The organism is Ornithinibacillus bavariensis (assembly GCF_050433565.1).
GTDB classification, from domain to species: Bacteria; Bacillota; Bacilli; order Bacillales; family Amphibacillaceae; genus Ornithinibacillus; species Ornithinibacillus bavariensis.
In genome coordinates, this window is the sequence record NZ_JBNPWZ010000002.1 from 201,793 (window position 1) to 223,959 (window position 22,167).

The following is a 22,167-nucleotide window of genomic DNA, read 5'->3' on the forward strand; positions in this document are numbered from 1 at the left end:
ATCATTCTGAGGTCGACTAGGAGACGAAATGAAGCATAGGAGTGCTCTAAGCGTCATTTCAAGGTTAACTTTTGGGTGAAATGAAACATAGAGGGGCTCTAAACATCATTCTGAGGTCGACTAGGAGACGAAATGAAGCATAGGAGTGCTCTAAGCGTCATTTCAAGGTTAACTTTTGGGTGAAATGAAACATAGAGGGGTTCTAAACATCAATTCGAGATTGACTAGGAGATGAAATGATTCATAAGGATGAACGAAAAGGTCGCCATGGGGACGAAATGAATCACAGGGGCTTTCTAAACCTTTTTTCCAAATACTATATAGTGCCTGAACAATTTATGTGGAATAGTTTACAAACTGTGTATCATACATATTTATTATGGATATGATTACAGAGAATCCAAAGGAGATATGTTGATGAGGATTTTAGTGGTTGGTGCAGCTGGAACAATTGGAAGTGAAATATGTAAAGCACTTGAGCATCATGATCTTATTCGAGCTGGAAGAAATGGTTTGGATGTTTCAGTTGATAATACTTCTGAACAAAGTATTAAGGAAATGTATGAGAAGATTGGGAAAGTAGATGCTGTAATTAATGCTGCTGGTGGGGCAAACTTTGCTTCCATAACGGAATTAACCCCTTCGTTAAATGAACGAGGAATATTGAGTAAGCTGAAAGGGCAAATTAATTTAGTTTTACTCGGCCACAACTATGTGAACGATGGAGGAAGCTTTACATTAACTACTGGTGTCATGATGGATGATCCAATAAGGAAGGGAGCATCAGCTGCTATGGCAAATGGAGGTGTAAAAGCCTTTGTGAAAGCTGCAGCGATTGAGATGCCTCGTGGTATCCGGATCAACAGTGTCAGTCCGAATATCGTTCAGGAGTCTTGGGATAGACTCGGGAGTTATTTTGTCGGTTTTACACCAGTACCCGCAAGCCGTGTAGCACTCGCCTATAAGAAAAGTGTAGAAGGTGCGCAGACAGGGCAAAATTATGAGGTTTATTAAAGAAATGGATTGGTAACGTCAAAGCAAGTAAGTTAGAAGCTTGCTTTGACGTTGATTTTTGTTATAGGGAACATGTATGTGCACATATCCCCATAGGATGTACACATACTTAAAAATCTGAGCCTAACAAGTTTTTAAAATAATTCTATAATCCTATTAAATTTATTTCAATAATAATAATGAAAATTGGTTAAAGTAAAAGAATAATTCCATTCACGGATACAAGAATTGGTTGTTGAGAATTTCAGAGAAAAGGAGGATAATGCATTAGGTATGACATTGAATGATAGCGATTATTAATCCAAGAGGTAATTTGAAAAAAATAGAGGTAGGGAAACGGACTAAAGAAAATATATTGATAATTGCTGTACAAGAAGAAAATGGGACTTAGAACCTATTTTACAAAATTGTATAGAAGAAGTGCATGTAAAGGGTAAAAAACTCTATAGTGAAGAAGCAATCATGTATCGAGGTATGGTTGCTTCTTTTTGTTCTTGAAAAATATAATTAAATAGTACTAGAAGAGTGTTATAATTTTTATAACAAAATACCTATTAATAATTCATTATTTTTTATGCTTTTACTAAAAAAAAGAACATTTCGTCATAAAAATTAAGTGATTTGTAAGAGGTTAAAACTATTATATCTCCTTGGGTACAATTTTGTTCTTCTGGTTAAGACAACATGTAATAAAAATCGATATAGATTATTTTCCTTAAAGTGAGAATAAAAGACGAAAGGGTGATATCACATGAATTTATCGTATAACTTCAAGTTGGATGAACCCATTCCTTATGAAAAGTTATTAAAATTGGCATTTACAGACGAATTAACTGGACTTCCTAATTTGCGTAGCTTTCGATTATGTCTTCAGGACCAAATTAACCATTCTAAATCAATGAACAATTCATTTGCAATCGTATTTATGGACTTTAATAATTTCAAAAATATTAATGATGAGTATGGCCATATCGTTGGGGACAAATTTTTAATCGAGTGCTCTAAACAAATTCTAAATGTTGCTAAGCATAATGTTTTTCGTAAATCAGGTGACGAGTTTTTAATTATTGTGGAGAACCCAAATTTATTAGAGACAATAATGAAAGCTTTTGAAGGGTTGCTTACTAAAGTCGTATTAGTCGACAAGATTAAAATACCTTTAAATTTTAGCATGGGCTATAGTATCTACCCAATTCATGGTGAATCTGAAGAAGACTTGCTGAGCTATGCTGATCAAGTTATGTACGAAAATAAAAGAAAGCCAAAATAATAATCTCCGACTGGGTAATATAGGTACGGAACTATCTGTGTAAGAGGTGGCATAGTTGAACGTAAAAAAATCGCTCATTTTAACAGTATTTCTTCTAATCATCATTCTTCTAATCTTTTTGACAATCTTGAGTATAAGAAGCGGATCCAGCTCAGTAGTTAAGATGAAAGATACGCTTTCCGGAGAAGCCTTTGTGAAGAATCAGCTCTATGAAAAAAATGGCTTAATAAAAACAGATTTAACAACCCAATCTGATATTTATTTGTCAGAGTCAATCGGGTTATGGATGGAATATTTAGTAGAAAAAAATGATCAAGCTGAATTCGATAAGCAGGTTAACGTTTTAAAAAAATATTTTATGAATAAGAGTACCCTGATTCCGTGGTTAATCGAGAAGAATGAGCCAGCACCGGCAAATGCATTAATAGATGATTTAAGAATTATCCATGCATTACAAATTGCCGGGGAAAATTGGAACAATAACACTTATTTGAACATGGCAAAGAAAATGAGTGAAGAACTCGTTAAGGTGAATATGCTAGACGGAGTCTTTATCAATCATGTCGATATAAAAAGTCAATATAAAGGAAACTTCCTCACGCTAAGTTATTTGGTTCCAGATACGTTGGATTATATGTATGAAGAAAATATTTTACAGAAGGACCAGTATGAAAGAAATCGAAACATCCTTTTATCTGCTCCTTTGTCTGAAAATGGGTTTTTCCCGCAGAACTATTATCCGAATGAAAAACGGTATGAATATGATAAGGATATTAACTTAATTGATCAATATTATATTGGTTATCATAGAGCACTGTGGGGCGGAGATGTATCTGCCTTAGTAGAGTTTACAAAAGAGGCTTTAGACGAATACGATGGGGTGTTATATGGTCGGTTTTCTAATCAAACGAAGCAGCCAATTGTCCAATATGAAGGAGCTTCCGTATATGCACTTGCTATTTTAATGTGTTTGGAAATAAAGGAACACGAATTAGCGAAGCAGCTTTATGAAAGTATGAAAAAACATCAAATTAATGATGAATCAAGCAAGTATTATGGTGGTTATATCGATTTACCTAGTTTAGAAACACATGCTTTTGATAACTTGCTTCCATTATTAGCAGAAAGGAAAGGAATAGATGAAGGAGTTTTTGAATGAAGAAAAGCATCTGCTTTTTAAAATATGTCTACTAGTTGCTAGTTATATCTTGATGTTTGACTTTTTATGGTCAAATGGACAAGTAGGTAAATTATTATTTCTATTATATGGTGTTATTACGGTAATGGCATTGTTCTTTGGTACGCTTCTAAGTTTAATTATAAGCTTACTCTTTTTATTTGCGATTGGTTCGGTCCTTTTATATTTAGGACTTCAAAACATAGAGTATGGCGGATTCTATAATGAATTCTTAACGATGGAGCATTTTGTCTTTTTTGGTGTGGGCTTATTGGTAACGGATTTAATTGGTGGATCCATTCAAGAACAACATCGAAAAGTTGCTCTAGAAAGAAATAGATTAAGACAGGAAGTAAAGCATTTTGTTGCTGTAGATCCTGATACATCATTCGATAATGCTGAAAGAATGGAAATAGAAATTAAGCGGGAAATGAATCGAATAAATCGTTATGGCGGTAAGTTTACGATTCTACTGTTGGAATTAGATTACTATAAAGAGTTTCTCAAGGCATATGGTCAGAAAGAGTTAGATCATTTGTTGAAAGGCATAGGGGAAAAGGTAAGTAATTCTTTACGTTTCTCAGATAAAAAATATAGGTATCGTAATAATAAGTTTGCCTTTTTATTAATTGAGACAACTAAAGACAATGTTGAGATTGTTGCAGATAAGTTAGCCGAACAGTTAAAAACACATCAATTATTGAATGGAAGAATGGTGACGTTAACTTTTCATATAAGTTTTGAGGAATATAACGAACAAATGAAGGATATTAATTATTTGGAATTTGTTCAAGAAGTGGATAAGGAGACTGTGTTTTATGATTTATAAAAGATTGGGCGTCTTGTGCGGTCTATTCTTATTCCTACTGCTTGTTCCTATAGACATTGCAGCAGCTACATCAGTTAATGGGTTGGACGATAGAAACGTCCTTATAACATATTATGGTACAAATGATGAAACCCTAGCGAACGTTTATTTTCTTGATAGTACATTAAGTGGATTGTTTGAACATGTAGAAATAATTGACTTAAAGAGTGTACGAAAAGCTGACATCGAGAAGCAGGATATTATTATCTATTACGCTACTAAAGAAGGAGCAAATATTGAGAAGCTAAATTTATTTACAGACTTTAAAGGTGAAGTACTTGGTGTAGGAAAAGAAGCTAAAACCCTTCCACAATTTCGAGATTGGGAGTTTTTAGGGATGAAATCAATTCATCGTATAGGAGATTTTGAATTGAACTACCCAATTGACCTGTTGTCTGTGAAACCATCAGCTACTGCAAGAGTACTTGTCCAAGGTCAACAATTTAGTAAGGAATATCCTGTTATGATACAAGATGGTAGAAATTCATTTATAACTATTTCCAGCCTGTTTGCAGAGGGGAGAAATGTTATATCAGCAGCATTTTTTGACTTATTTCAGCTGTCGAAGCCAAATACTCATCCGGCATATATACGATTAGAGGATATTTCTCCTATGTCTGATCCCGAATATGTATATGAAGCTGCCGATTATTTATTAGATAGAGATATTCCTGTCTATTTGGCAGTTATCCCTGTCTATGTAAATCCAGAATCAGATGAAATTGTTACGTTATCAGATAAACCGAAGCTTACTAAGGTGTTAAAGGAATTAGTTGATCGAGGGGCTTACGTTATTTCCCATGGTTACACCCATATGTATGGAAATGAACAAGAAACTGGAGAGGGATTCGAATTTTGGGATTCGATATTAAATCAGCCAATAACAACCATAAATCCAAAAGATAAGCCAGAGAAAATAATGACAGAAGATCAATTCTTAAATAAGAAAGAATATGAGCAATATATTCAAGGGGTTGAAAGGGTAGAGACAGAATATATAAATGGAAAATTAGAGAATTCCATTCATTCCCTTACTAGATTGGGACTTGCTCCCACATCTTTTGAAGCTCCACATTATACGATGAGCTCTAACGGCTACCAAGTCACATCTCATTATTTTTCAGCAATCTTTGGTCAAATTCAGGCTTCCGATAAAGACTGGCAGGTTATGTTTAGTCCCCTGTTTATTAGCAAACCCTCCTTACTAAATGGAATGATACTTTATCCAGAGACGATTGGCTTTGTTGATCCAGCCTCTGCGAATCCAATTCTCGACATAGAAAAATCACTAAACCAAGTATTACAAGTTCCTGGTTCGGTAATTGGTGGATTCTATCATCCGTATTTAGGGAAGGAGTATGGATTAGATTATCTAAAGCAGATGGTAGCACTAATTGAAAACGTGCCGAATGTCGAATGGATTGAATTGAAAAATGAAAAACATGTTGTTAAGACAGATCTTGTTGAGATTGTTACCTCTGGGAATGGTGAGATAGAAGTAAAAAGTGAATTATCTTGGTTAACAATCATAAAGGATAAGTTCGCTGAAGATTCATTAGAAAAATATTTATGGATTATTGTAATCGTAACTGCGATATTCGTAATGTTATTTATCATCCATATTGTAACGCTTCGGATGCGTTATCGTAAACGATTATTTAAGGAGACAAAGCATGGCTAATCTATTATTCTATGTTTCACTAATTATCATTTGGATCATGCTAATCTACCATATGTTTCTCGCCCAAGGTGGATATCTACATTTTAAGCGATATGAGAAAGTTATCCCTTCATGGGAGGAGAAAATGAAAAAGGTAGAACTTCCAACCGTAAGCATCTTTATTCCAGCACATAATGAAGAAGTGGTAATTAAACAAACATTGACCGCTATGTCTCGTCTTTATTACCCGAAGGATAAATTAGAGGTAATTTTAATTTGCGATAATTGTAGTGATGGGACAAAGGATATTGGAGAACAATTTGCTAAGCAATTCCCGTTTATTCGCATCATGGAAACGGAAGGCGAATTTAAAGGAAAAGGTAAATCTAGTGCTTTAAATTATGCCTTACAACATTCAAATGCTGAAGTTATCGTGGTATATGATGCTGATAACACGCCAGAGAGAAGAGCAGTTTGGAATTTAGTGATGGGATTGGTAAATGATCCAAATGCAGGAGCCATGGTGGGGAAATTTAGGGTTATAAATGCGAATCATACATGGCTGACAAAGTTTATTAATATTGAAACAATTTGTTTTCAGTGGATGGCACAAGCCGGGCGCTACTACTGGTTTAATATTACAACAATACCTGGCACGAATTTTGCTATAAGACGTGAAATTATGGAGCAATTAGGAGGCTGGGATACGTCCGCATTAGCAGAGGATACAGAACTCACGATTCGCGTTTACAATCTGGGCTATTATATTCGCTTTTTTCCAGCTGCTATTACATGGGAACAAGAACCAGAAACATTTAAGGTATGGTGGAAACAACGGACGAGATGGGCAAGAGGAAATCAATATGTTGTTTTAAAGTTCTTAGGTAAAATGTTTAGTCTTAAACATAAAAAAATTATGTTTGATATCTTTTATTTCTTTTTTACCTACTTCTTATTTTTCTTCGGCGTTATTTTGTCCAACATGATATTTATATGTAATTTATTTTTTGACTTGGACCTGCAAATTGGAAATGTAGCTTTAGTGCTATGGGGAATGGCGTTTTTACTGTTTATAACTGAGATTATGATTAGCTTAAGCATTGAAAGCAATCAGCTTTCAATAAAAAATATTTTGTATGTGATAGGCATGTACTTTACCTATTCGCAAATGTGGATTGTCCTTGTTGTATATGCCTTGTTTTTGGAAATCAAAAGAGTTTTAAGAAAAGAGGAACAAGTTTGGTATAAAACCGAACGTTTCAAAGTAGGCGAAGGAGGCAAATAACCTTGAAGAAAAGAAGGTTATCTATTTTATCAATTATTATTTTATTCTATTTTATTAATGCTTTACCCCTGGAGGTATATGCAGAAAAGGTAGTAGAAATTAACGACAAAAACATACAAATTGTTCGTCAAGAAGTAACAGAACAATCATTGACTAATGAGCCAATAGAATTATATGGCCCGTATGCAGAAGCTCAATTTTACTATGAACTACACTCGAATGTTACCACCAAGGATCAATATTTACAATTGGAGGTGGCAAAGTCAGAGTTACTCATTGACCCGTCTTCAATCACGATTAAGGTTGACGAGGAGCCTATTTATTCAACTACTCTAGCAGGTGAATCGACTAATATAATAAAGGTGCCATTAGTTGGCGCAGCGTTGTTAGAAGGAAGTCATACGATTACAGTAAGCTTTGATGGCTTTGTTAAAGAGGGGATCTGTGTTCCACAGTATACAACAGGTAATTGGATGTCCATCCAACCGAATTCTTATTTACACATCGATGCTTTACCGAACAATTCGGAGGATATGGCATTATATGACTACCCTAGATTTTATATTGGTTCACTAGAGAATCAAGTATCCGTGATCACTCCGCAAAATCCATCAATGGAGACATTGCAGAGTGCATATATAATTGCGAATTTCTTATCGAACCAATCAATTGAAAACACGGTATCCGTAGTGCAAGAGCAAGAAGTAAAGAAGATGCTTGGAAATAGTATCGTAGTTGGGGGGACTGAGGAATTTAAAACATCTTGGGTTAAGCAGTTAATTCAAGATGAAATAGCGAATGTAAAGGAAGATTCCTTATATCTTTCCCAAATTCAACTAAAACAAAATAACCAGGCTGCCCGTGCATTGGTAGTTCTAGCAAAAAAACCGGAAAATATTCTACATAATACTGATCTATTGACCTCTAGTCAATACTATGAACAATTTTCTGGAGATGTTATACAAGTAAGTGAGCTTCCTAAGCCGATTGAGGGAGACGCGAATGAACAGGAAATTACGTTTAAAGAGATAGGGATGCCCAATATTCAACTAGATAGTCAACATACGAAAACAGAAACATATTATTATTCTTTACCGATGGAAACAGGTGCTATTCAAAATCCAACCATGGAACTAAAATTTAAGCGCTCTGCTACTATTCATTCAAATAAAGAAACACTAGATGATAAAGAAGAAGTAGCATTAGCTGAAATTGAGTTGATTGTAAACATAAATGATGTTCCTTATCCTGTAGATGTTCGTTCTCTAGAGGAAGATGAAAACGGAAATATAAAGGCGGTTATTCCTATTGATCCAGCAACTCTAAAGGATAAACCGTTAATGACACTGCAAATAGAGACAAGTGGTTTGCGTATGGATCAATCATGTGTGGCACTTGATCAAAATAGATGGATTCAACTATTTAATGATAGTAAGCTAATTTTTCCGACGAGTGGGAATGGCGAAAAGTCTGATATGTACTTTAACAATTTTCCTTATCCATTCTCCAATAAAGCGGAAGAATTAACAATTGTCCTTCCTGAACAAGGAATATCTAGTAAAGATATGCTTTCTTTGTTTAATGTGTTAACGACTAATAATAGGCTACCTGAAATTAAGCTAAAACAAACATCCGAAATAAAAGAGGAAGACCTGAAAAATGGAAACATAATCTTTATCGGTTCTTTGGCAGAACACGATTTGTTAACAGCAATGAAAGATGACTTACTGGTAAATTATAAAGAAAATGTTCCACAATTAAGTGAACATGGATTTTTGCAGACAGAGGTAAACTACTATGGTTTTATGCAGTCTAATCCTTGGAATCAATCGTATTCTATGCTGGTACTAGATAATCTAGATGATAGCAAACAATATTATACTAGAGATTTCCTATCTTATTTACAGTACTCGGAAAATAATTCATCAATTGCAGTTCAAACAGGACCCGACCAATTCTTTACGAATACACAGCAGTTAGAAAAAACGAACTTAGATAGTATGGAAGAGAAAAAGGAAATTAGTGATAAGCGTAACATTTTATATTGGTCAATTGGGTTTGGAGTATTAATAATTGCGATGTTCCTACTTATTATTTATTACATGAAGAGAAGGAAAAAGTTTCATCCAGACAATAAATTAAAGAGATAATCATCTATAATTTTAAAAATGCAAATAGCAAATTGCTAGGAGTAAATCTGTTCTCTAGCAATTTGCTATTAACCAGAAACTAAAGAGTCATAGATTTTTCTAATGGAAATAGATGGTTCAAGACCTAAATCATTCGAAATTAAATTACAATAGTCTAAGTAGATTTTAATTGCTTCCGATCGATTATTTTGTTTCGTTAGGATTTCCATGCTCTTCTTTATATTCTCATCTAAATAGGGTTCTACCTTACGTTGCATCGATAAATAAAATAATGATTTATGTAAATCTTTTCCTTGGTAATAGTTGATTATTTTGTTCAATACAAGCATGATTTTCTGATGATATTCCTGTGATTTTTCATAAGCCCATTCATAACCATTCAATTCAAGATAAGGATCTTTATATAAATTAGCGATTTTTTCGAAAATACTTATGTTCGCGTCATTGACACTGTCTAATCCCTCCAGCACATCATCTATTTCGAATGAATCACAAAAAGAAATCTGTAAGTTTAAGCAATAATGCTGGTCTTTAAATTCAATTGTACCTGCTTGATTCATTTGCTCTAATAGCTTTCTTAGGTGAGAAAGGCATGTATGTAAATGTATTTTTGCTTTTTTATAATCATGATTAGGCCAAAGTTTTTCGATGATGATATCGCGATGTATATACGTATTTCGATATGTGATGAAAAATGCAAATAGTTCTTTCACTTTAGCAGTTTTAAACGATACGGGTTTGTCGTTGTAATAAAGTAGAAGCTCACCAAAGGTTTTTACTATAAGTTCATTCGTTGGAGTAGAATCTAATGGTTGATTAGCTATACGATTTAGATTTTGTTTTAGTCGATGGATGGTTTTATCAAGTCGTCTTGTAGTTACGGGTTTTAACAAGTAGTCAGTTGAGTCAAGCTCAAATGCATGGATTGCATATTCTGAATGTGCAGTGACAAACACTATTTGTACATTAGGATTAATCAAATGGATTTCCTTAGCAAGGGTTAGCCCATCAATTTTTTTCATTTCTATATCTAGAAATGCGACATTAAAGTGGATATCCTTCATATCGGAAAGGACTTGATTTGGATCAGAATAAGCTTTTACAATGTCGATTTCATTATATTGCTTTAGTTTTTCTATCATAGGGATTAGTGACAATTTTTCATCATCAACTAAAATGGTTTGAATCAACAAAAATCATCCTTTATTAGTTAATCATGCAACGAAGAAAAATGTTGTATATTGTTAAATATACATAAAAAATGTAAAAAAATGAAATATTATATAAAAGGAAGTAGCTTATGAGGCAAATAGCTTCGATTATCATATCAATTATTGTTGTTATCGTCACCATTATCTTACTTTTATTGAATTTACCAAATGGTAATTATCACCAAGTGAAGGATGGAACATTAAACTTAAGCAATTGGGATGGAAGCAGTACTGTCCAATTAGATGGAGAGTGGGAGTTTTATCGGGACGTCTTCGTAGATCCTAATGAACATACTAACCTATCCCCTGAATTTATTAGCGTCCCTACTAATTGGGATGATGAGTTTAACAGGAGTATGTCAGATATACAAGTAGGTACATATCGATTACTTATCGTAGTTCCTGAAGATGACGAGTATGCTTTACGAATTGATTCTATTCGACATGCTAGTGAAATCTATATAAACGGAGAGTTAGTTGGTGGTCTTGGGGTTCCTTCTTCTAGTCGTGATGAATATAGCTACCGTGAAGGAAAATATATTGTAAGAGGACATAGTGTAGAGAAACAATTAGAAATAATAGTCCATGTAGCAAATGCGTCAGAGAATACGAACGGTGGAATTGTAAAGCCTGTTTTGTTTGGTAAGTCCGATCAAATAAGCTTGGTATCAGATAGAAGTAAGTTTATTGATGGAGTTATCGTTGGCGGATATATCCTATTAGGTATTATCTTTCTTTTTTATTTTGTACTTCAAAAAAATACCTTAAATGAATTATATTTTTCACTATTTTGTTTTGTACAAGGTATTTATGTTTATACGCAAAATGAGAAGCTTATCTATTTACTTTATCCAGAAATACCGATGAAGTGGTTATTAAGTATCCAATTATCCTTTATCAGCTTAGCTGTTTTATTTTTCTTTCTTTTTATTTATGAGACATTTCGTAATAATACTTCGAATAAGTTAGCCAAATGGATTAAATGGATTCTGCTATTTCAAGCTATCTATTTTGGTATACCAAAATCAAATAGTCTTCTATTAAGGTATTTATCATTCGTGCAATATGTATTTGTTAGCGTATTAGCATTAGCCTTTATCTACATTATAGTAATGATTATGAAAGCTTTTAAGCAGAAAGTCGATGGATCCGATTATTTATTAGTTGCAACTACCTGCTTTACTGCATATGTGACTATTTTAGGTCTTGAACTGCTCTTTCAGATAAATACGGAGCAAATTCCATTATTTTTATTTTTAATGATGACCATGATCTTTTCATTTTTTATCGGATACCGTAGGAAGTTATCGTATGAAAGAATTGATAATTTATCCAAGGAGTTACTTGTTCTAGGGAATTTTAGAAATCATTTTTTACAAAAAACAACAGAAGAATTAAAAAAGCCCATTCATCAAATTACTGAGTATACCAATGCTTTAATGCAAGGGAGCAAAGGGCCATTAAAAAAAGAACAATACGATTTAGCTTATCGAATGCATTATTCTAGTAAAAGATTATCTAGCTTAGTAGAAGACTTAAACTTTGTAAGAGGGGAACATGATCATTTACAGCTTGATATAAAACCGGTTCAGTTAGCAATAATTGATGAGGTAATCAAGGAGCATAGCTTTATTTTAAGGGATTCTAATACCATTAAAATTGAGAATCAGATTCCGGGAGATTTACCGTATGTTTTAGCAGATGAAAATGGTCTAAGGCAAATCATTTATCAAATAGTCCAGAATGCTATTGCATACACGAAAGAAGGAAAGATTACAGTTTCTGCTTCTTATGATCAAGAAAAAGTTTATGTATCAGTTGAAGATACCGGTATTGGAATAGAAGAACAATATCAGGAGCAAATATTTAATACCTTCTTCTAAGTATCACGTCCTAATGATGACAAGAAAGGTAATTTAGGACTAGGGTTAAGTATCACGAAAAAAATTATCGAATTAATGAATGGTCAGATCTGGGTTCAATCTGTACCAGGAGAAGGTTCGTGTTTTACATTTACGTTACCAGTTTCTCATGAGAAGGAAATAGCTTCCTCCCTTGATGAAACAGAGTTTTTAGAAGAAAACTCATATCCTATAAAACATTATCAAGCTAGTGATTCCAAAGTTATCCTATTATTAGATCAAGATTACCAACACCTTGATTATATGACTAAATTATTAATCGAATATGGGTATTCCGTATTAGCATGCAATAGTTCTTCTGATGCCTATGATTTATTACAGGAAGTGGCTGTTGATTTGGCAATTATTGATGTTAAGGCACAAGATGAGATAGGGTTTAATTTGTTAAAACAAATAAGAGAAGAGTATGCCTTAGCTGAATTACCTATTTTATTGTTATCTGCTACAGGTCATAACATGCCTTATTACATTCAATTAGGTGCTAATGATGTTATCACAAAGCCTATAGATGTAAAGGAATTTATTTCTCATATTCAATCATTATTATTAATAAAAGAATCGTTTCGTGACTCAATCCGAAATGAATTGATATATTATAGTGGACAAATTGCCCCACATTTTCTTTATAATACGTTAAATACAATCATTGCATTGATTTATTATGATCCAGAAAAATCTCGTAAAGCACTTGAACATCTATCTATCTATTTTCGATCTAAATTAGATTCCCAATTACATCAAGAACTGATTCCGTTAGCTAATGAGATTGAATTTGTTCAGTCCTATGTAGAGATAGACTAAAGGTGGTTTATGATATAGAGGATGATATAAACGTACTGATCCCAACCATGACGCTGCAACCACTAGTTGAAAACGCGATACAGCACGGTATAGCAAAGATGGATAACGGTGGCATTTTGAAAATGACCGTTAAAAGAGTCGCAGGAACTGTGCTAATTACAATAGAAGATAATGGAACAGGAATTCCAAAGAAGAAGCAGGAGGAACTGCTGAAAGGTAATGGTTCTAGATTAGGGTTTAAAAACCCATTTGAAAAGATTCGGTTAATTAAAAATGCTACATTTGAGCTAATAAGTAGGGAAGGGAAAGGAACGAAGATAATCATTCAATTAAAATAATTTATATGCGACTGCGTCCATTTCTGGAGCAGTCGTTCTTTTAGTTATATAGTTAAATCATGTATCAAACCCTTTTAATACATACACTGCAACTGCTGTTACTATAGCTAGAGGTACTTACTTGTCATGGAAAAGCATCTAAACGGTGAGTTAAATTATGAATAAGCCTTTGTTCACGACATCCTAACATCGGAGAGTGCATAGCGTGCTAGGCATGGCAGTCTGAATTTAGACTAAAGCTATACGTATGCTAATATCATGCTATTACTTCCTCTTCAGAACTATATCGCATAGGATTATTGTTTTAGCCGTAGTTTTCTTCGTCTTCTTGAATTGGACTTTTCTTCTGTATTTTCTTCTATCTGTTCTTTTTTCTGGCTGTTAAAGGCGATGCGGTTCGAAATATAATATAATCCTTCCTCTAATAAAATGATTAATATAATACCTAAAATAATTAGCCAATACCACATATAAAGCTCTCCTTACTGAATATAAAATGATTCGTTAGTTTTCTTTATTTTACCAAAAGATGGAGGGAAATAAAGTGAAACTTCCAACATAAAACAATCGTATAGTACTTGTTAAGAATGTTGAACCTGTAAATTATTGTTATTGACTTCTAAAAGAAAGCGCTTTATTATAGGTGTAACGGGTTACACAAATTGAAATTACTTTTTAATTTGTGTTTATTTATTCACCTATATGTAACCCGTTACATATAGTGTAGTTCTTTACTAATGAAAAAAGGCGGTTGATTTAAAATGCCTACAATAAAAGATGTAGCTAAGATGGCTGGGGTTTCTGTAGCTACTGTGTCTCGAGTAATTAATAATAGTGGCTATGTAAACGAAGTAACGAAAAAGCGTGTAGAACAAGCCATCTCTCAATTAAATTATCGTCCTAATAATGTAGCTCGTAGTCTTTTTCATGGTCGTTCTCAAATGATTGCACTTTTAGTTCCAGATATAATGAACCCTTTTTTCCCAGAGCTAGCAAGGGCAGTTGAGGATTTTGCAAAGCTCAATGATTATACATTTGTACTCTGTAACACAGATGATGATCCAGAAAAGGAAATGCACTATATTTACGCATTAGAGCAAAAATCTGTAGATGGAATAATTGTTGTATCAAGTACCGTTACAGAAAAAAGTTTACAGGGAATCCATGTTCCAATAGTTGCACTTGACCGAATTGTTAGCGCGAAGCTTCCTTCAATTACGGTGAAAAACAGGGATGGCGCTAGACAGGCAGTGAAATATTTGAAGCAATTAGGGTGTAAAAGGATTGCTCATATTTGTGGTCCAGACAATGTTAGCAATACGAAGGAACGACTGGGTGGCTATATAGATGAAGTTAAAAATGAAGAGTGGTTTTTATCTAGTTACGTAGTATCTGGGGATTACCAATATGATAAAGCTATGGATGCAACGAAAAATCTATTAAAGAGTCATCCTGAAGTTGATGGTATATTCGTAGCTAACGATCTAATGGGAGTTGGTGTACTAAAGGCAGCCCAAGAATTAGGACTTAAGGTTCCAGAGGATATACAAATCATCGGGTTTGACGGTATTTCTTTAGGAGAAAAAATTACACCATCAATCACTACGATGAAACAGCCAATATATGAAATGGGTACTCGCGCTGCACAACTATTAATACAACAAATAAATGAACCTAATCAACAGGTTCAACATGAAAAATATGAAGTTACCTTAGTCAAACGAGAATCAACTAAATAAAGGTGGTAATGACAGTGGTTAAGAAACCGAAAGTGACAGTGGTAGGAAGTATCAATATGGATTTAATTGTAAAAACGGGTAAAGTTCCTAATCAAGGTGAGACGGTTCTTGGGGACAGCTTTTCTACTCTTCCTGGTGGGAAAGGTGCGAACCAGGCAGTAGCTGCAGCCCGACTAGGATCCTATGTAAGCATGATTGGTTCCGTTGGTAACGATGAATTTGGTAAAATCCTGATAAATATTCTGAAAGAAGAAGGAATTAACACGAAAGGTATTTCTATTTCCGAAGAGGAAGCGACTGGGATTGCAACGATTATTATTTCAGAGAATGATAATCGAATAATCGTGGCACCAGGAGCAAATCGGGGTGTAACTCCTTCCGTAGTAGCTTCACATAAGGAGTTAATATTAGAGAGTGATGTCGTATTACTTCAATTAGAAATTCCGTTGGATACGGTTGTATATACTACAGAGCTTTGTAACGAGAATAATATCCCAGTGATTATTAACCCAGCACCATATCAAGCATTACCATCTAAAGTAATAAATTTAGCAACATATTTAACGCCTAATGACATCGAGGCAGAAGCAATTACCATGGATACGATGCTTCATACCATTCAAGAGAAGTTAATTATTACGAAAGGCGCAGATGGAGTTGTGTTTTATCAAGGTAATGAAGAAGCTACTGTTCCTGGATTCATCGTAGAAGTAGAAGATACAACTGGTGCAGGAGATACCTTTAATGGAGCATTTGCAACAAAGATTGGAAGTGGCGCTTCATTAGATGATGCAATTCTCTTTGCCAATGCAGCTGCAGCTCTTTCCGTGACAAAATTTGGTGCGCAGGCTGGTATGCCAACAGAACAACAGGTTAACGACTTTTTAAAGGAAAGGGATTTAGCAAAATGAAGAAAGCAGGAATTATAAATCGTGACATTGCCACAATACTTGCTCGTATGGGGCATACCGATAGGATTGTAATAGCTGATTGTGGATTACCAATTCCAGACCAGGTACCTTGCATTGATCTATCGTTAAAGCTTGGGGAGCCAAGCTTTACAAATGTTCTAGAAGTAGTCCTTGAGGATATGGTAGTCGAGAAAATGACGCTAGCACAAGAAATCAAAATAAACAATAGCGCTTTACATGATAACTTAACAAATAATTATTCAGCTATCAATATTGACTATATCACCCACGAAGAATTAAAACAGCAATTAAGTCATGTAAAAGCCATCATTCGTACTGGTGAAGCAACCCCATACGCAAATGTGATTCTCCAATCTGGCGTTTTATTTTAAATGAAAGGAGCAAGGGTCTTATGACGGTTACACCTTTAGTTGAAATGGTTGGGGTGAGTAAATCTTTTTCTGGTAATCAAGTCCTTCATAATGTGCAATTCGAAGTAAAAAAAGGTGAGATTCATGCACTTATGGGAGAGAACGGAGCGGGAAAATCAACACTTGTTAAGGTATTAACAGGAATCCATGAACGTGATAGTGGACAAATAAAAGTAAATGGTGGGGAGGTTCATTTCACCAATCCCAAGCAGGCAGAGGCTAGAGGAATTGTCGTCATCCATCAGGAATTAAATATTATTCCACATTTAACAGTTTCGCAAAACATGTTTCTTGGCAAAGAGCTTACTTATGGACGTAGTGGTATCCTAAACCACAGGAAAATGAAAGCCCTAACAGAGGAGAGCCTGCAGAAATTAGGAGTTACTAATATTTCTCCAGATGACATTGCTGGAGACCTATCAGTCGGAAAGCAGCAAATGATTGAAATTGCTAGAGCTCTAGCAACAAATGCAGAATTAATTATTATGGATGAGCCGACAGCCGCACTGACAGAGAGGGAAATTGCTAGCTTGTTTGAGGTAGTAACAGATTTAAAAAGGAAGGGTGTAGCTTTCGTCTATATTTCCCACAGAATGGAAGAGATTTTCCAAATTTGTGATCGAATTACTATACTTCGAGATGGGGAGTATATCGGCACAGAAAATATAAGCGATACTTCCTTTGAGCAAGTTGTCAAAATGATGGTTGGACGTGAACTTGGCGAGCGCTTTCCTGCAAGGAAAAGTAAGATAGGTAATATTGTCTTTGAGGTAGATAACTTATCAAGCAAGGATGGTACATTTCATAATGTAAGTTTTACTGTTAAAGAAGGAGAGATTCTTGGAGTTGCAGGCCTGATGGGTGCTGGTCGTACGGAAGTAATGGAAACCATTTTTGGTTACCGTAAAAAAGATTCAGGATCTGTAAAACTAAATGGTAAGGAATTAAAGATGAGACATCCTAATGATCTAATTAACGCTGGGGTAGGATTTATTACCGAGGATCGAAAATCAAAAGGATTAGTTTTAGGATCATCTATTCGTGAAAATATTGCACTTGTTAACTTAAAAACCGTATCGCAAAAAGGAGTAATCTCTAATAAAAAAGAAAGAGATTTAGTAGAAAAGCTTATCGAACGTTTACATGTTAGAACAACTGGAAAAGAACAAGAGGTCAAGTCACTAAGTGGTGGAAACCAACAGAAGGTAGTTATAGCAAAATGGCTTGGTATCAATCCAAAGGTTCTTATATTGGACGAACCAACTAGGGGTGTTGATATTGGTGCCAAGAAAGAAATTTATTCTATTATTAATGAACTAACAGAGCATGGTGTAGCAATCATCATGGTTTCTTCGGAATTACCTGAGATTCTTGGTGTTAGTGACCGAATCATGGTTTTGCATGAAGGAAGTGTAACCGCCTTCATAGATCGGGAAGACGCTGATCAGGAGATTATTATGCTGGCAGCTACTGGGGGGGAAATAGAAAATGAAGCGATTCATAACGAATAATATTTCCATTTTAGGTCCTTTTATCGGATTAATTTTCTTTTCTATTATTCTAGGAATCTTTAGTGATAGTTTTTTTACATTTGATAACCTATTAAACTTATTACGACAAATTTCAGTTAACGCTCTAATTGCCTTTGGTATGACATTTGTCATTCTTACTGCTGGGATTGACTTATCAGTTGGTTCTATCCTGGCGTTAGGTAGTGCGTTGACAGCTGGGCTGTTAACGAGTGGAATGGATCCAATTTTAGCTATTATTATTGGATTATTAATCGGATTTGTTCTAGGGGCGATCAATGGGCTAGTCATCACCAAAGGTAAGGTTGCACCCTTTATTGCTACACTCGCTACGATGACAATTTATCGTGGAGCAACATTAGTGTATACAGATGGTCGACCTATTACTGGGTTATCGGATAGCTTTAGTTTTCAAATGATTGGTAAGGGGTATGTGTTCGGCATTCCTTTTCCTGTAATACTTATGTTAATCGCATTTGCTATTTTGTACTTTATCTTACGGAAGACCGTATTTGGAAGGCAAGTCTATGCAATAGGTGGAAATGAGGAAGCGGCGATATTATCAGGAATTAAGGCAGACCGTGTAAAAATATGGGTATATTCTATTACTGGTATGCTGTCTGTACTTGCTGGAATCATCTTAACAAGTCGCTTAAATTCAGCTCAGCCAACAGCTGGATCGAGCTTCGAGCTTGATGCTATTGCAGCTGTAGTTATTGGTGGTACAAGCTTGATGGGAGGGAAAGGAAAAATAGTAGGTACATTAATAGGTGCTCTAATCATTGGTGTAATTGACAATGGTTTAAACCTATTAAATGTGTCATCCTTCTATCAACAGATTGTGAAAGGGGGAATTATATTACTAGCAGTTTTACTAGATAGACGTTCAAAATAATTCGTTAGTAATGGATGAATAACATCCAAAAATAATAAAAAAGTCATTTTTAGGAGGAATTTCTAATGAAGAAAATGCTTAAAATGTTTGGTTTAGTTGCAATCTTAGTAGTAGCATTAGCTGCATGTTCTACAGACAAGCCGGGCTCAGATGATTCAAGCTCTAACAAAGCAAGTGATAAAGGTGACAAAGAGGTGAAAATTGGACTTTCTGTATCAACATTAAACAACCCATTTTTCGTTACACTTCGTGATGGAGCACAGGCTGCTGCAGATGAAGCAGGATATAAGCTCATTGTTTCCGATGCACAAGATGATCCATCTACCCAGCTAGGTGATATAGAGGATTTATTACAACAAGATATCGATGTGTTATTAGTAAATCCAGTTGACTCTGATGCGATTGCATCTGCTGTTGAACTAGCCAATGAAAAGGGTGTTCCAGTAATTACGGTTGATAGAAGTGCAAATGGTGGAGAGGTGGTTACACACATTGCTTCTGATAACGTTGCTGGAGGAGAAATGGCAGGAAAATTCATCACTGAAAAACTAGGTGATGCAGGTAATATTGTAGAACTAGAGGGTATTCCTGGAGCATCTGCTACTCGTGAACGTGGAGAGGGCTTCCATAATATTGTGGATAATGCAGAAGGACTACAAGTAGTGGCTAATCAAACAGCAAATTTTGATCGAACAGAAGGTTTAACTGTAATGGAAAATATTATTCAAAGTACAAAAGATATTCATGCCGTATTTGCGCATAATGATGAAATGGCACTTGGAGCACTTGAGGCGTTAGAAGCAAAAGGATTACTTGAAAATGTAGTAGTTGTTGGTTTTGATGCAACGGACGACGCTGTAGCAGCAGTTGAAGAAGGAAGATTAGATGCAACAATTGCTCAACAACCAAAATTAATTGGAGAAAAAGGAATTGAAGCTGCAGGCAAAATCATTAATGGTGATACAGTAGAAGAGTTTATTCCTGTTGAGCTTGAATTAGTAACAAAATAACGATTGTTAAATACCAGGTCAATTTCTCTTGACCTGGTATTTTTATAATGAATCTAATGTCTATCCCCAAACTTCCTTGGCAATTTCAGCAATAAACTTTAATTTATTCCATTGCTGTTCCTCGGTTAATTTATTTCCATGATGTGTGGAAGAGAATCCACATTGCGGACTAAGTGATAATTGCTCTAGCGGAACATATTGGGCTGCTTCTAGGATGCGTTTTTTAATCGTCTCTTTATCCTCTAATTCTCCAAACTTTGAAGTAACAAGTCCTAATACTACTTGAGCACCGCCAGCTGGGATATGCTCTAATGGCTTAAAATCACCCGAGCGATGGTCATCATATTCTAAGAAAAATCCACTTACCCTTTCTTTAGCAAACAAAGTAGGGGCAATATGTGCATAGCTTCCTTCGAACGCCCACCTGGATTCATAATTTCCCCGACATAAATGGGTGGTCACGTAAAGATCGTCAGGCTTACCCTCTAATACGCCATTGACGACTCGGAGCGCTAAATCAATTAATTCTTCACGTGTGAGACCGGGCTCATAAGCTACTAAACTTTCAGCATTTAAGCCTGCAATATAAACATCATCTAACTGTAGGTAACGTACACCAATATCATAGAAAGCTTTTAGTGCATCACGATAAGCTAGGATAATGTCATTAGCATATTCTTCGACTGTAGGATAGATTGCTGTATTTCTTATTCCTCGGTGAAATAGTTGGTTCGGGCTAGGTATTGTTTGTTTTGCCACTGCTCGCCCTGCAACAATTTCATTAAAAACCTTGAAATCCTCTAAAAATGGGTGTTCATGGTTAAAGGATATTTTTCCAATATTACGGACATCGTAGGGTTCGGTTTCTATTCCTTGGAAGGGTATTCCGCGTTCAGGAACATACCCCTCCAGGCCATTTAAATTTTCAAGAAAATCAATATGCCACCAAGAACGGCGAAATTCACCATCTGTTACAAGCTCGAGTCCTACCTCGATTTGTTTTGCTACAATTCGTTTAAGCTCCTGAGTCTCTATTTCTCGCAGTTCATCTTTGGTAATAATCCCATTTTTAAACTCTTCTCTTGCCTTTAATAGATTTGCAGGACGGAGTAAACTACCAACATGATCAGCCCGAAATGGTACTTTAACTAATCTATCACTCATTCTTTTTCCTTCTCTCTATATGTTATGGTAATAAAGCAAATGATCGTACAGGAAATCCTGATGCTTCTTTAGCCTTTGGTACAATATTAAAAATAACTGCACCTTTTGCAGGTAATTTGTCCAAGTTAGTTAGTAGCTCCACTTGATATGTATCCTGTTCTAGAACATAATACTCTCCTAAAAGTGCACCATTCTTTCTGTAATCTATTGCAGAGTCAGTATCAAATGTTTCATGTCCAACAGCTTTAATATTCCTTTCCTCGAATAGAAACTTTAGTGCATCTAGTCCCCATCCTGGTGCATGAGCAACACCACTTTCGTCTTTGTTATTGAACAAATCATGGTTTGGCCACCGCTTGCTCCAGTCGGTTCTTAAGGCAACAAAGCTACCTGCTTCAATTTGCCCGTATGTTGATTCGAATTCAAGAACATCAGCTACGGAAAGTGTGTAATCATTATCCATAGAAGCTTCTTTTGACCTATCAATGACAACGAGTGGTAAAACAAGCTCCTTCAATTCCAGGTCTTCAAGATAGCGTTTATTTCGGACAAAATGTATAGGTGCATCTAGATGTGTACCATATTGACCTGGAAACGTAAATTGTTGGGCAAAGAATCCTTCATCATGTGTGAATAAAGTTTTAAACTCTGCTGATTCAAAAGCTGAGAAGTGTGGGGATTCAGGACCAAACGTATGAGTCAAATCTACCCATTCTTTTTCTTTCAGTACTTCAATTACTTTTAATAATTCATTTGTAGCTTGAAAGCTCATCTTAACCACCTCATCCTATA

Annotated in this window: 19 protein-coding genes and 1 pseudogene; 16 read left to right on the forward strand and 4 right to left on the reverse strand. The window is 35.1% G+C overall.

Annotated features, from left to right (window positions below; all coding sequences use genetic code 11):
• The first annotated feature begins 417 nt into the window (after positions 1–417).
• The 7 genes from HNR27_RS04885 to HNR27_RS04915 all read left to right on the forward strand — a co-directional run bounded on the left by HNR27_RS04885 (position 418) and on the right by HNR27_RS04915 (position 9,424).
• Complete coding sequence (locus HNR27_RS04885) at positions 418–1,014, forward strand: short chain dehydrogenase (RefSeq protein WP_429338962.1); 597 nt, start codon at positions 418–420, stop codon at positions 1,012–1,014.
• A 751-nt stretch (positions 1,015–1,765) separates the two neighbouring features.
• Positions 1,766–2,284, forward strand: coding sequence for a GGDEF domain-containing protein (locus HNR27_RS04890; protein ID WP_429338963.1), 519 nt, complete (start codon positions 1,766–1,768; stop codon positions 2,282–2,284).
• Positions 2,285–2,339: 55 nt separating this feature from the next.
• Positions 2,340–3,443, forward strand: coding sequence for a glycosyl hydrolase family 8 (locus tag HNR27_RS04895; protein ID WP_429338964.1), 1,104 nt, complete (start codon positions 2,340–2,342; stop codon positions 3,441–3,443).
• On the forward strand, positions 3,424–4,290 hold the full coding sequence (locus tag HNR27_RS04900; protein ID WP_429338965.1) for a GGDEF domain-containing protein: 867 nt from the start codon (positions 3,424–3,426) through the stop codon (positions 4,288–4,290). The genes HNR27_RS04895 and HNR27_RS04900 overlap by 20 nt, the downstream gene beginning before the upstream one ends.
• Entirely contained in the window at positions 4,280–6,010 is a 1,731-nt protein-coding gene (locus HNR27_RS04905) for a DUF2334 domain-containing protein (RefSeq protein WP_429338966.1), read from the forward strand. Before HNR27_RS04900 ends, HNR27_RS04905 begins: the two co-directional genes overlap by 11 nt.
• Complete coding sequence (locus HNR27_RS04910) at positions 6,003–7,274, forward strand: glycosyltransferase family 2 protein (RefSeq protein ID WP_429338967.1); 1,272 nt, start codon at positions 6,003–6,005, stop codon at positions 7,272–7,274. Before HNR27_RS04905 ends, HNR27_RS04910 begins: the two co-directional genes overlap by 8 nt.
• A gap of 2 nt (positions 7,275–7,276) precedes the next feature.
• Complete coding sequence (locus HNR27_RS04915) at positions 7,277–9,424, forward strand: cellulose biosynthesis cyclic di-GMP-binding regulatory protein BcsB (RefSeq protein WP_429338968.1); 2,148 nt, start codon at positions 7,277–7,279, stop codon at positions 9,422–9,424.
• Between the two features lie 68 nt (positions 9,425–9,492).
• Here the strand turns inward: HNR27_RS04915 and HNR27_RS04920 are convergent, their stop codons facing one another.
• Positions 9,493–10,614: a response regulator gene (locus tag HNR27_RS04920; protein WP_429338969.1), complete on the reverse strand. Its 1,122-nt coding sequence runs from the start codon at positions 10,612–10,614 to the stop codon at positions 9,493–9,495.
• Positions 10,615–10,991: 377 nt separating this feature from the next.
• On the opposite strand from HNR27_RS04920, the pseudogene HNR27_RS04925 reads away from it, so the two are divergent.
• From HNR27_RS04925 to HNR27_RS04935, 3 genes and pseudogenes are all read left to right on the forward strand, one after another.
• Positions 10,992–13,079 (forward strand): annotated as a pseudogene (locus HNR27_RS04925) (sensor histidine kinase); the annotation flags it as partial.
• A 63-nt stretch (positions 13,080–13,142) separates the two neighbouring features.
• Positions 13,143–13,358, forward strand: a complete 216-nt coding sequence (locus HNR27_RS04930) for a histidine kinase (protein WP_429339194.1) — start codon at positions 13,143–13,145, stop codon at positions 13,356–13,358.
• Between the two features lie 2 nt (positions 13,359–13,360).
• Positions 13,361–13,696 carry an ATP-binding protein gene (locus HNR27_RS04935; protein WP_429338970.1) on the forward strand — a complete coding sequence of 112 codons (336 nt, stop codon included), beginning with the start codon at positions 13,361–13,363 and terminating at the stop codon, positions 13,694–13,696.
• Positions 13,697–13,992: 296 nt separating this feature from the next.
• Here HNR27_RS04935 and HNR27_RS04940 read toward each other — a convergent pair whose 3' ends face one another.
• Entirely contained in the window at positions 13,993–14,166 is a 174-nt protein-coding gene (locus tag HNR27_RS04940; protein WP_212919128.1) for a hypothetical protein, read from the reverse strand.
• Between the two features lie 291 nt (positions 14,167–14,457).
• Between HNR27_RS04940 and HNR27_RS04945 the strand changes: the two genes are divergently transcribed.
• From HNR27_RS04945 to rbsB, 6 genes are all read left to right on the forward strand, one after another.
• Positions 14,458–15,435 (forward strand): LacI family DNA-binding transcriptional regulator, encoded by a 978-nt coding sequence (locus HNR27_RS04945; protein WP_429338971.1) that lies wholly within the window; start codon positions 14,458–14,460, stop codon positions 15,433–15,435.
• 8 nt (positions 15,436–15,443) lie between these two features.
• A complete protein-coding gene (gene rbsK / locus HNR27_RS04950) occupies positions 15,444–16,346 on the forward strand; it encodes a ribokinase (protein ID WP_429338972.1) in 903 nt (300 codons plus the stop codon).
• Complete coding sequence (rbsD, locus tag HNR27_RS04955) at positions 16,343–16,738, forward strand: D-ribose pyranase (RefSeq protein ID WP_429338973.1); 396 nt, start codon at positions 16,343–16,345, stop codon at positions 16,736–16,738. Before rbsK ends, rbsD begins: the two co-directional genes overlap by 4 nt.
• Positions 16,739–16,758: 20 nt before the next feature.
• Positions 16,759–18,288 carry a sugar ABC transporter ATP-binding protein gene (locus HNR27_RS04960; RefSeq protein ID WP_429338974.1) on the forward strand — a complete coding sequence of 510 codons (1,530 nt, stop codon included), beginning with the start codon at positions 16,759–16,761 and terminating at the stop codon, positions 18,286–18,288.
• Positions 18,266–19,201: an ABC transporter permease subunit gene (locus HNR27_RS04965; protein ID WP_429338975.1), complete on the forward strand. Its 936-nt coding sequence runs from the start codon at positions 18,266–18,268 to the stop codon at positions 19,199–19,201. Before HNR27_RS04960 ends, HNR27_RS04965 begins: the two co-directional genes overlap by 23 nt.
• A gap of 65 nt (positions 19,202–19,266) precedes the next feature.
• Positions 19,267–20,211, forward strand: coding sequence for a ribose ABC transporter substrate-binding protein RbsB (rbsB, locus tag HNR27_RS04970; protein ID WP_212919134.1), 945 nt, complete (start codon positions 19,267–19,269; stop codon positions 20,209–20,211).
• A 60-nt stretch (positions 20,212–20,271) separates the two neighbouring features.
• Here the strand turns inward: rbsB and HNR27_RS04975 are convergent, their stop codons facing one another.
• Both HNR27_RS04975 and HNR27_RS04980 read right to left on the reverse strand, forming a co-directional pair.
• Entirely contained in the window at positions 20,272–21,375 is a 1,104-nt protein-coding gene (locus tag HNR27_RS04975) for a 5-methyltetrahydropteroyltriglutamate--homocysteine S-methyltransferase (RefSeq protein WP_429338976.1), read from the reverse strand.
• A 22-nt stretch (positions 21,376–21,397) separates the two neighbouring features.
• Positions 21,398–22,147: a cyclase family protein gene (locus HNR27_RS04980; protein ID WP_429338977.1), complete on the reverse strand. Its 750-nt coding sequence runs from the start codon at positions 22,145–22,147 to the stop codon at positions 21,398–21,400.
• Positions 22,148–22,167: the final 20 nt, after the last annotated feature.

Bases quoted from the DNA above. Each gene is read 5' to 3' on its own strand.
- HNR27_RS04885 (WP_429338962.1), top strand. From the start codon at position 418: ATGAGGATTTTAGTGGTTGGTGCAGCTGGAACAATTGGAAGTGAAATA.
- HNR27_RS04905 (WP_429338966.1), top strand. From the start codon at position 4,280: ATGATTTATAAAAGATTGGGCGTCTTGTGCGGTCTATTCTTATTCCTA.
- rbsK (WP_429338972.1), top strand. From the start codon at position 15,444: ATGACAGTGGTTAAGAAACCGAAAGTGACAGTGGTAGGAAGTATCAAT.
- HNR27_RS04910 (WP_429338967.1), top strand. From the start codon at position 6,003: ATGGCTAATCTATTATTCTATGTTTCACTAATTATCATTTGGATCATG.
- HNR27_RS04960 (WP_429338974.1), top strand. From the start codon at position 16,759: ATGACGGTTACACCTTTAGTTGAAATGGTTGGGGTGAGTAAATCTTTT.
- rbsB (WP_212919134.1), top strand. From the start codon at position 19,267: ATGAAGAAAATGCTTAAAATGTTTGGTTTAGTTGCAATCTTAGTAGTA.
- HNR27_RS04965 (WP_429338975.1), top strand. From the start codon at position 18,266: ATGAAGCGATTCATAACGAATAATATTTCCATTTTAGGTCCTTTTATC.
- HNR27_RS04980 (WP_429338977.1), bottom strand. From the start codon at position 22,147: ATGAGCTTTCAAGCTACAAATGAATTATTAAAAGTAATTGAAGTACTG.
- HNR27_RS04890 (WP_429338963.1), top strand. From the start codon at position 1,766: ATGAATTTATCGTATAACTTCAAGTTGGATGAACCCATTCCTTATGAA.
- HNR27_RS04900 (WP_429338965.1), top strand. From the start codon at position 3,424: ATGAAGGAGTTTTTGAATGAAGAAAAGCATCTGCTTTTTAAAATATGT.
- rbsD (WP_429338973.1), top strand. From the start codon at position 16,343: ATGAAGAAAGCAGGAATTATAAATCGTGACATTGCCACAATACTTGCT.
- HNR27_RS04975 (WP_429338976.1), bottom strand. From the start codon at position 21,375: ATGAGTGATAGATTAGTTAAAGTACCATTTCGGGCTGATCATGTTGGT.
- HNR27_RS04945 (WP_429338971.1), top strand. From the start codon at position 14,458: ATGCCTACAATAAAAGATGTAGCTAAGATGGCTGGGGTTTCTGTAGCT.
- HNR27_RS04940 (WP_212919128.1), bottom strand. From the start codon at position 14,166: ATGTGGTATTGGCTAATTATTTTAGGTATTATATTAATCATTTTATTA.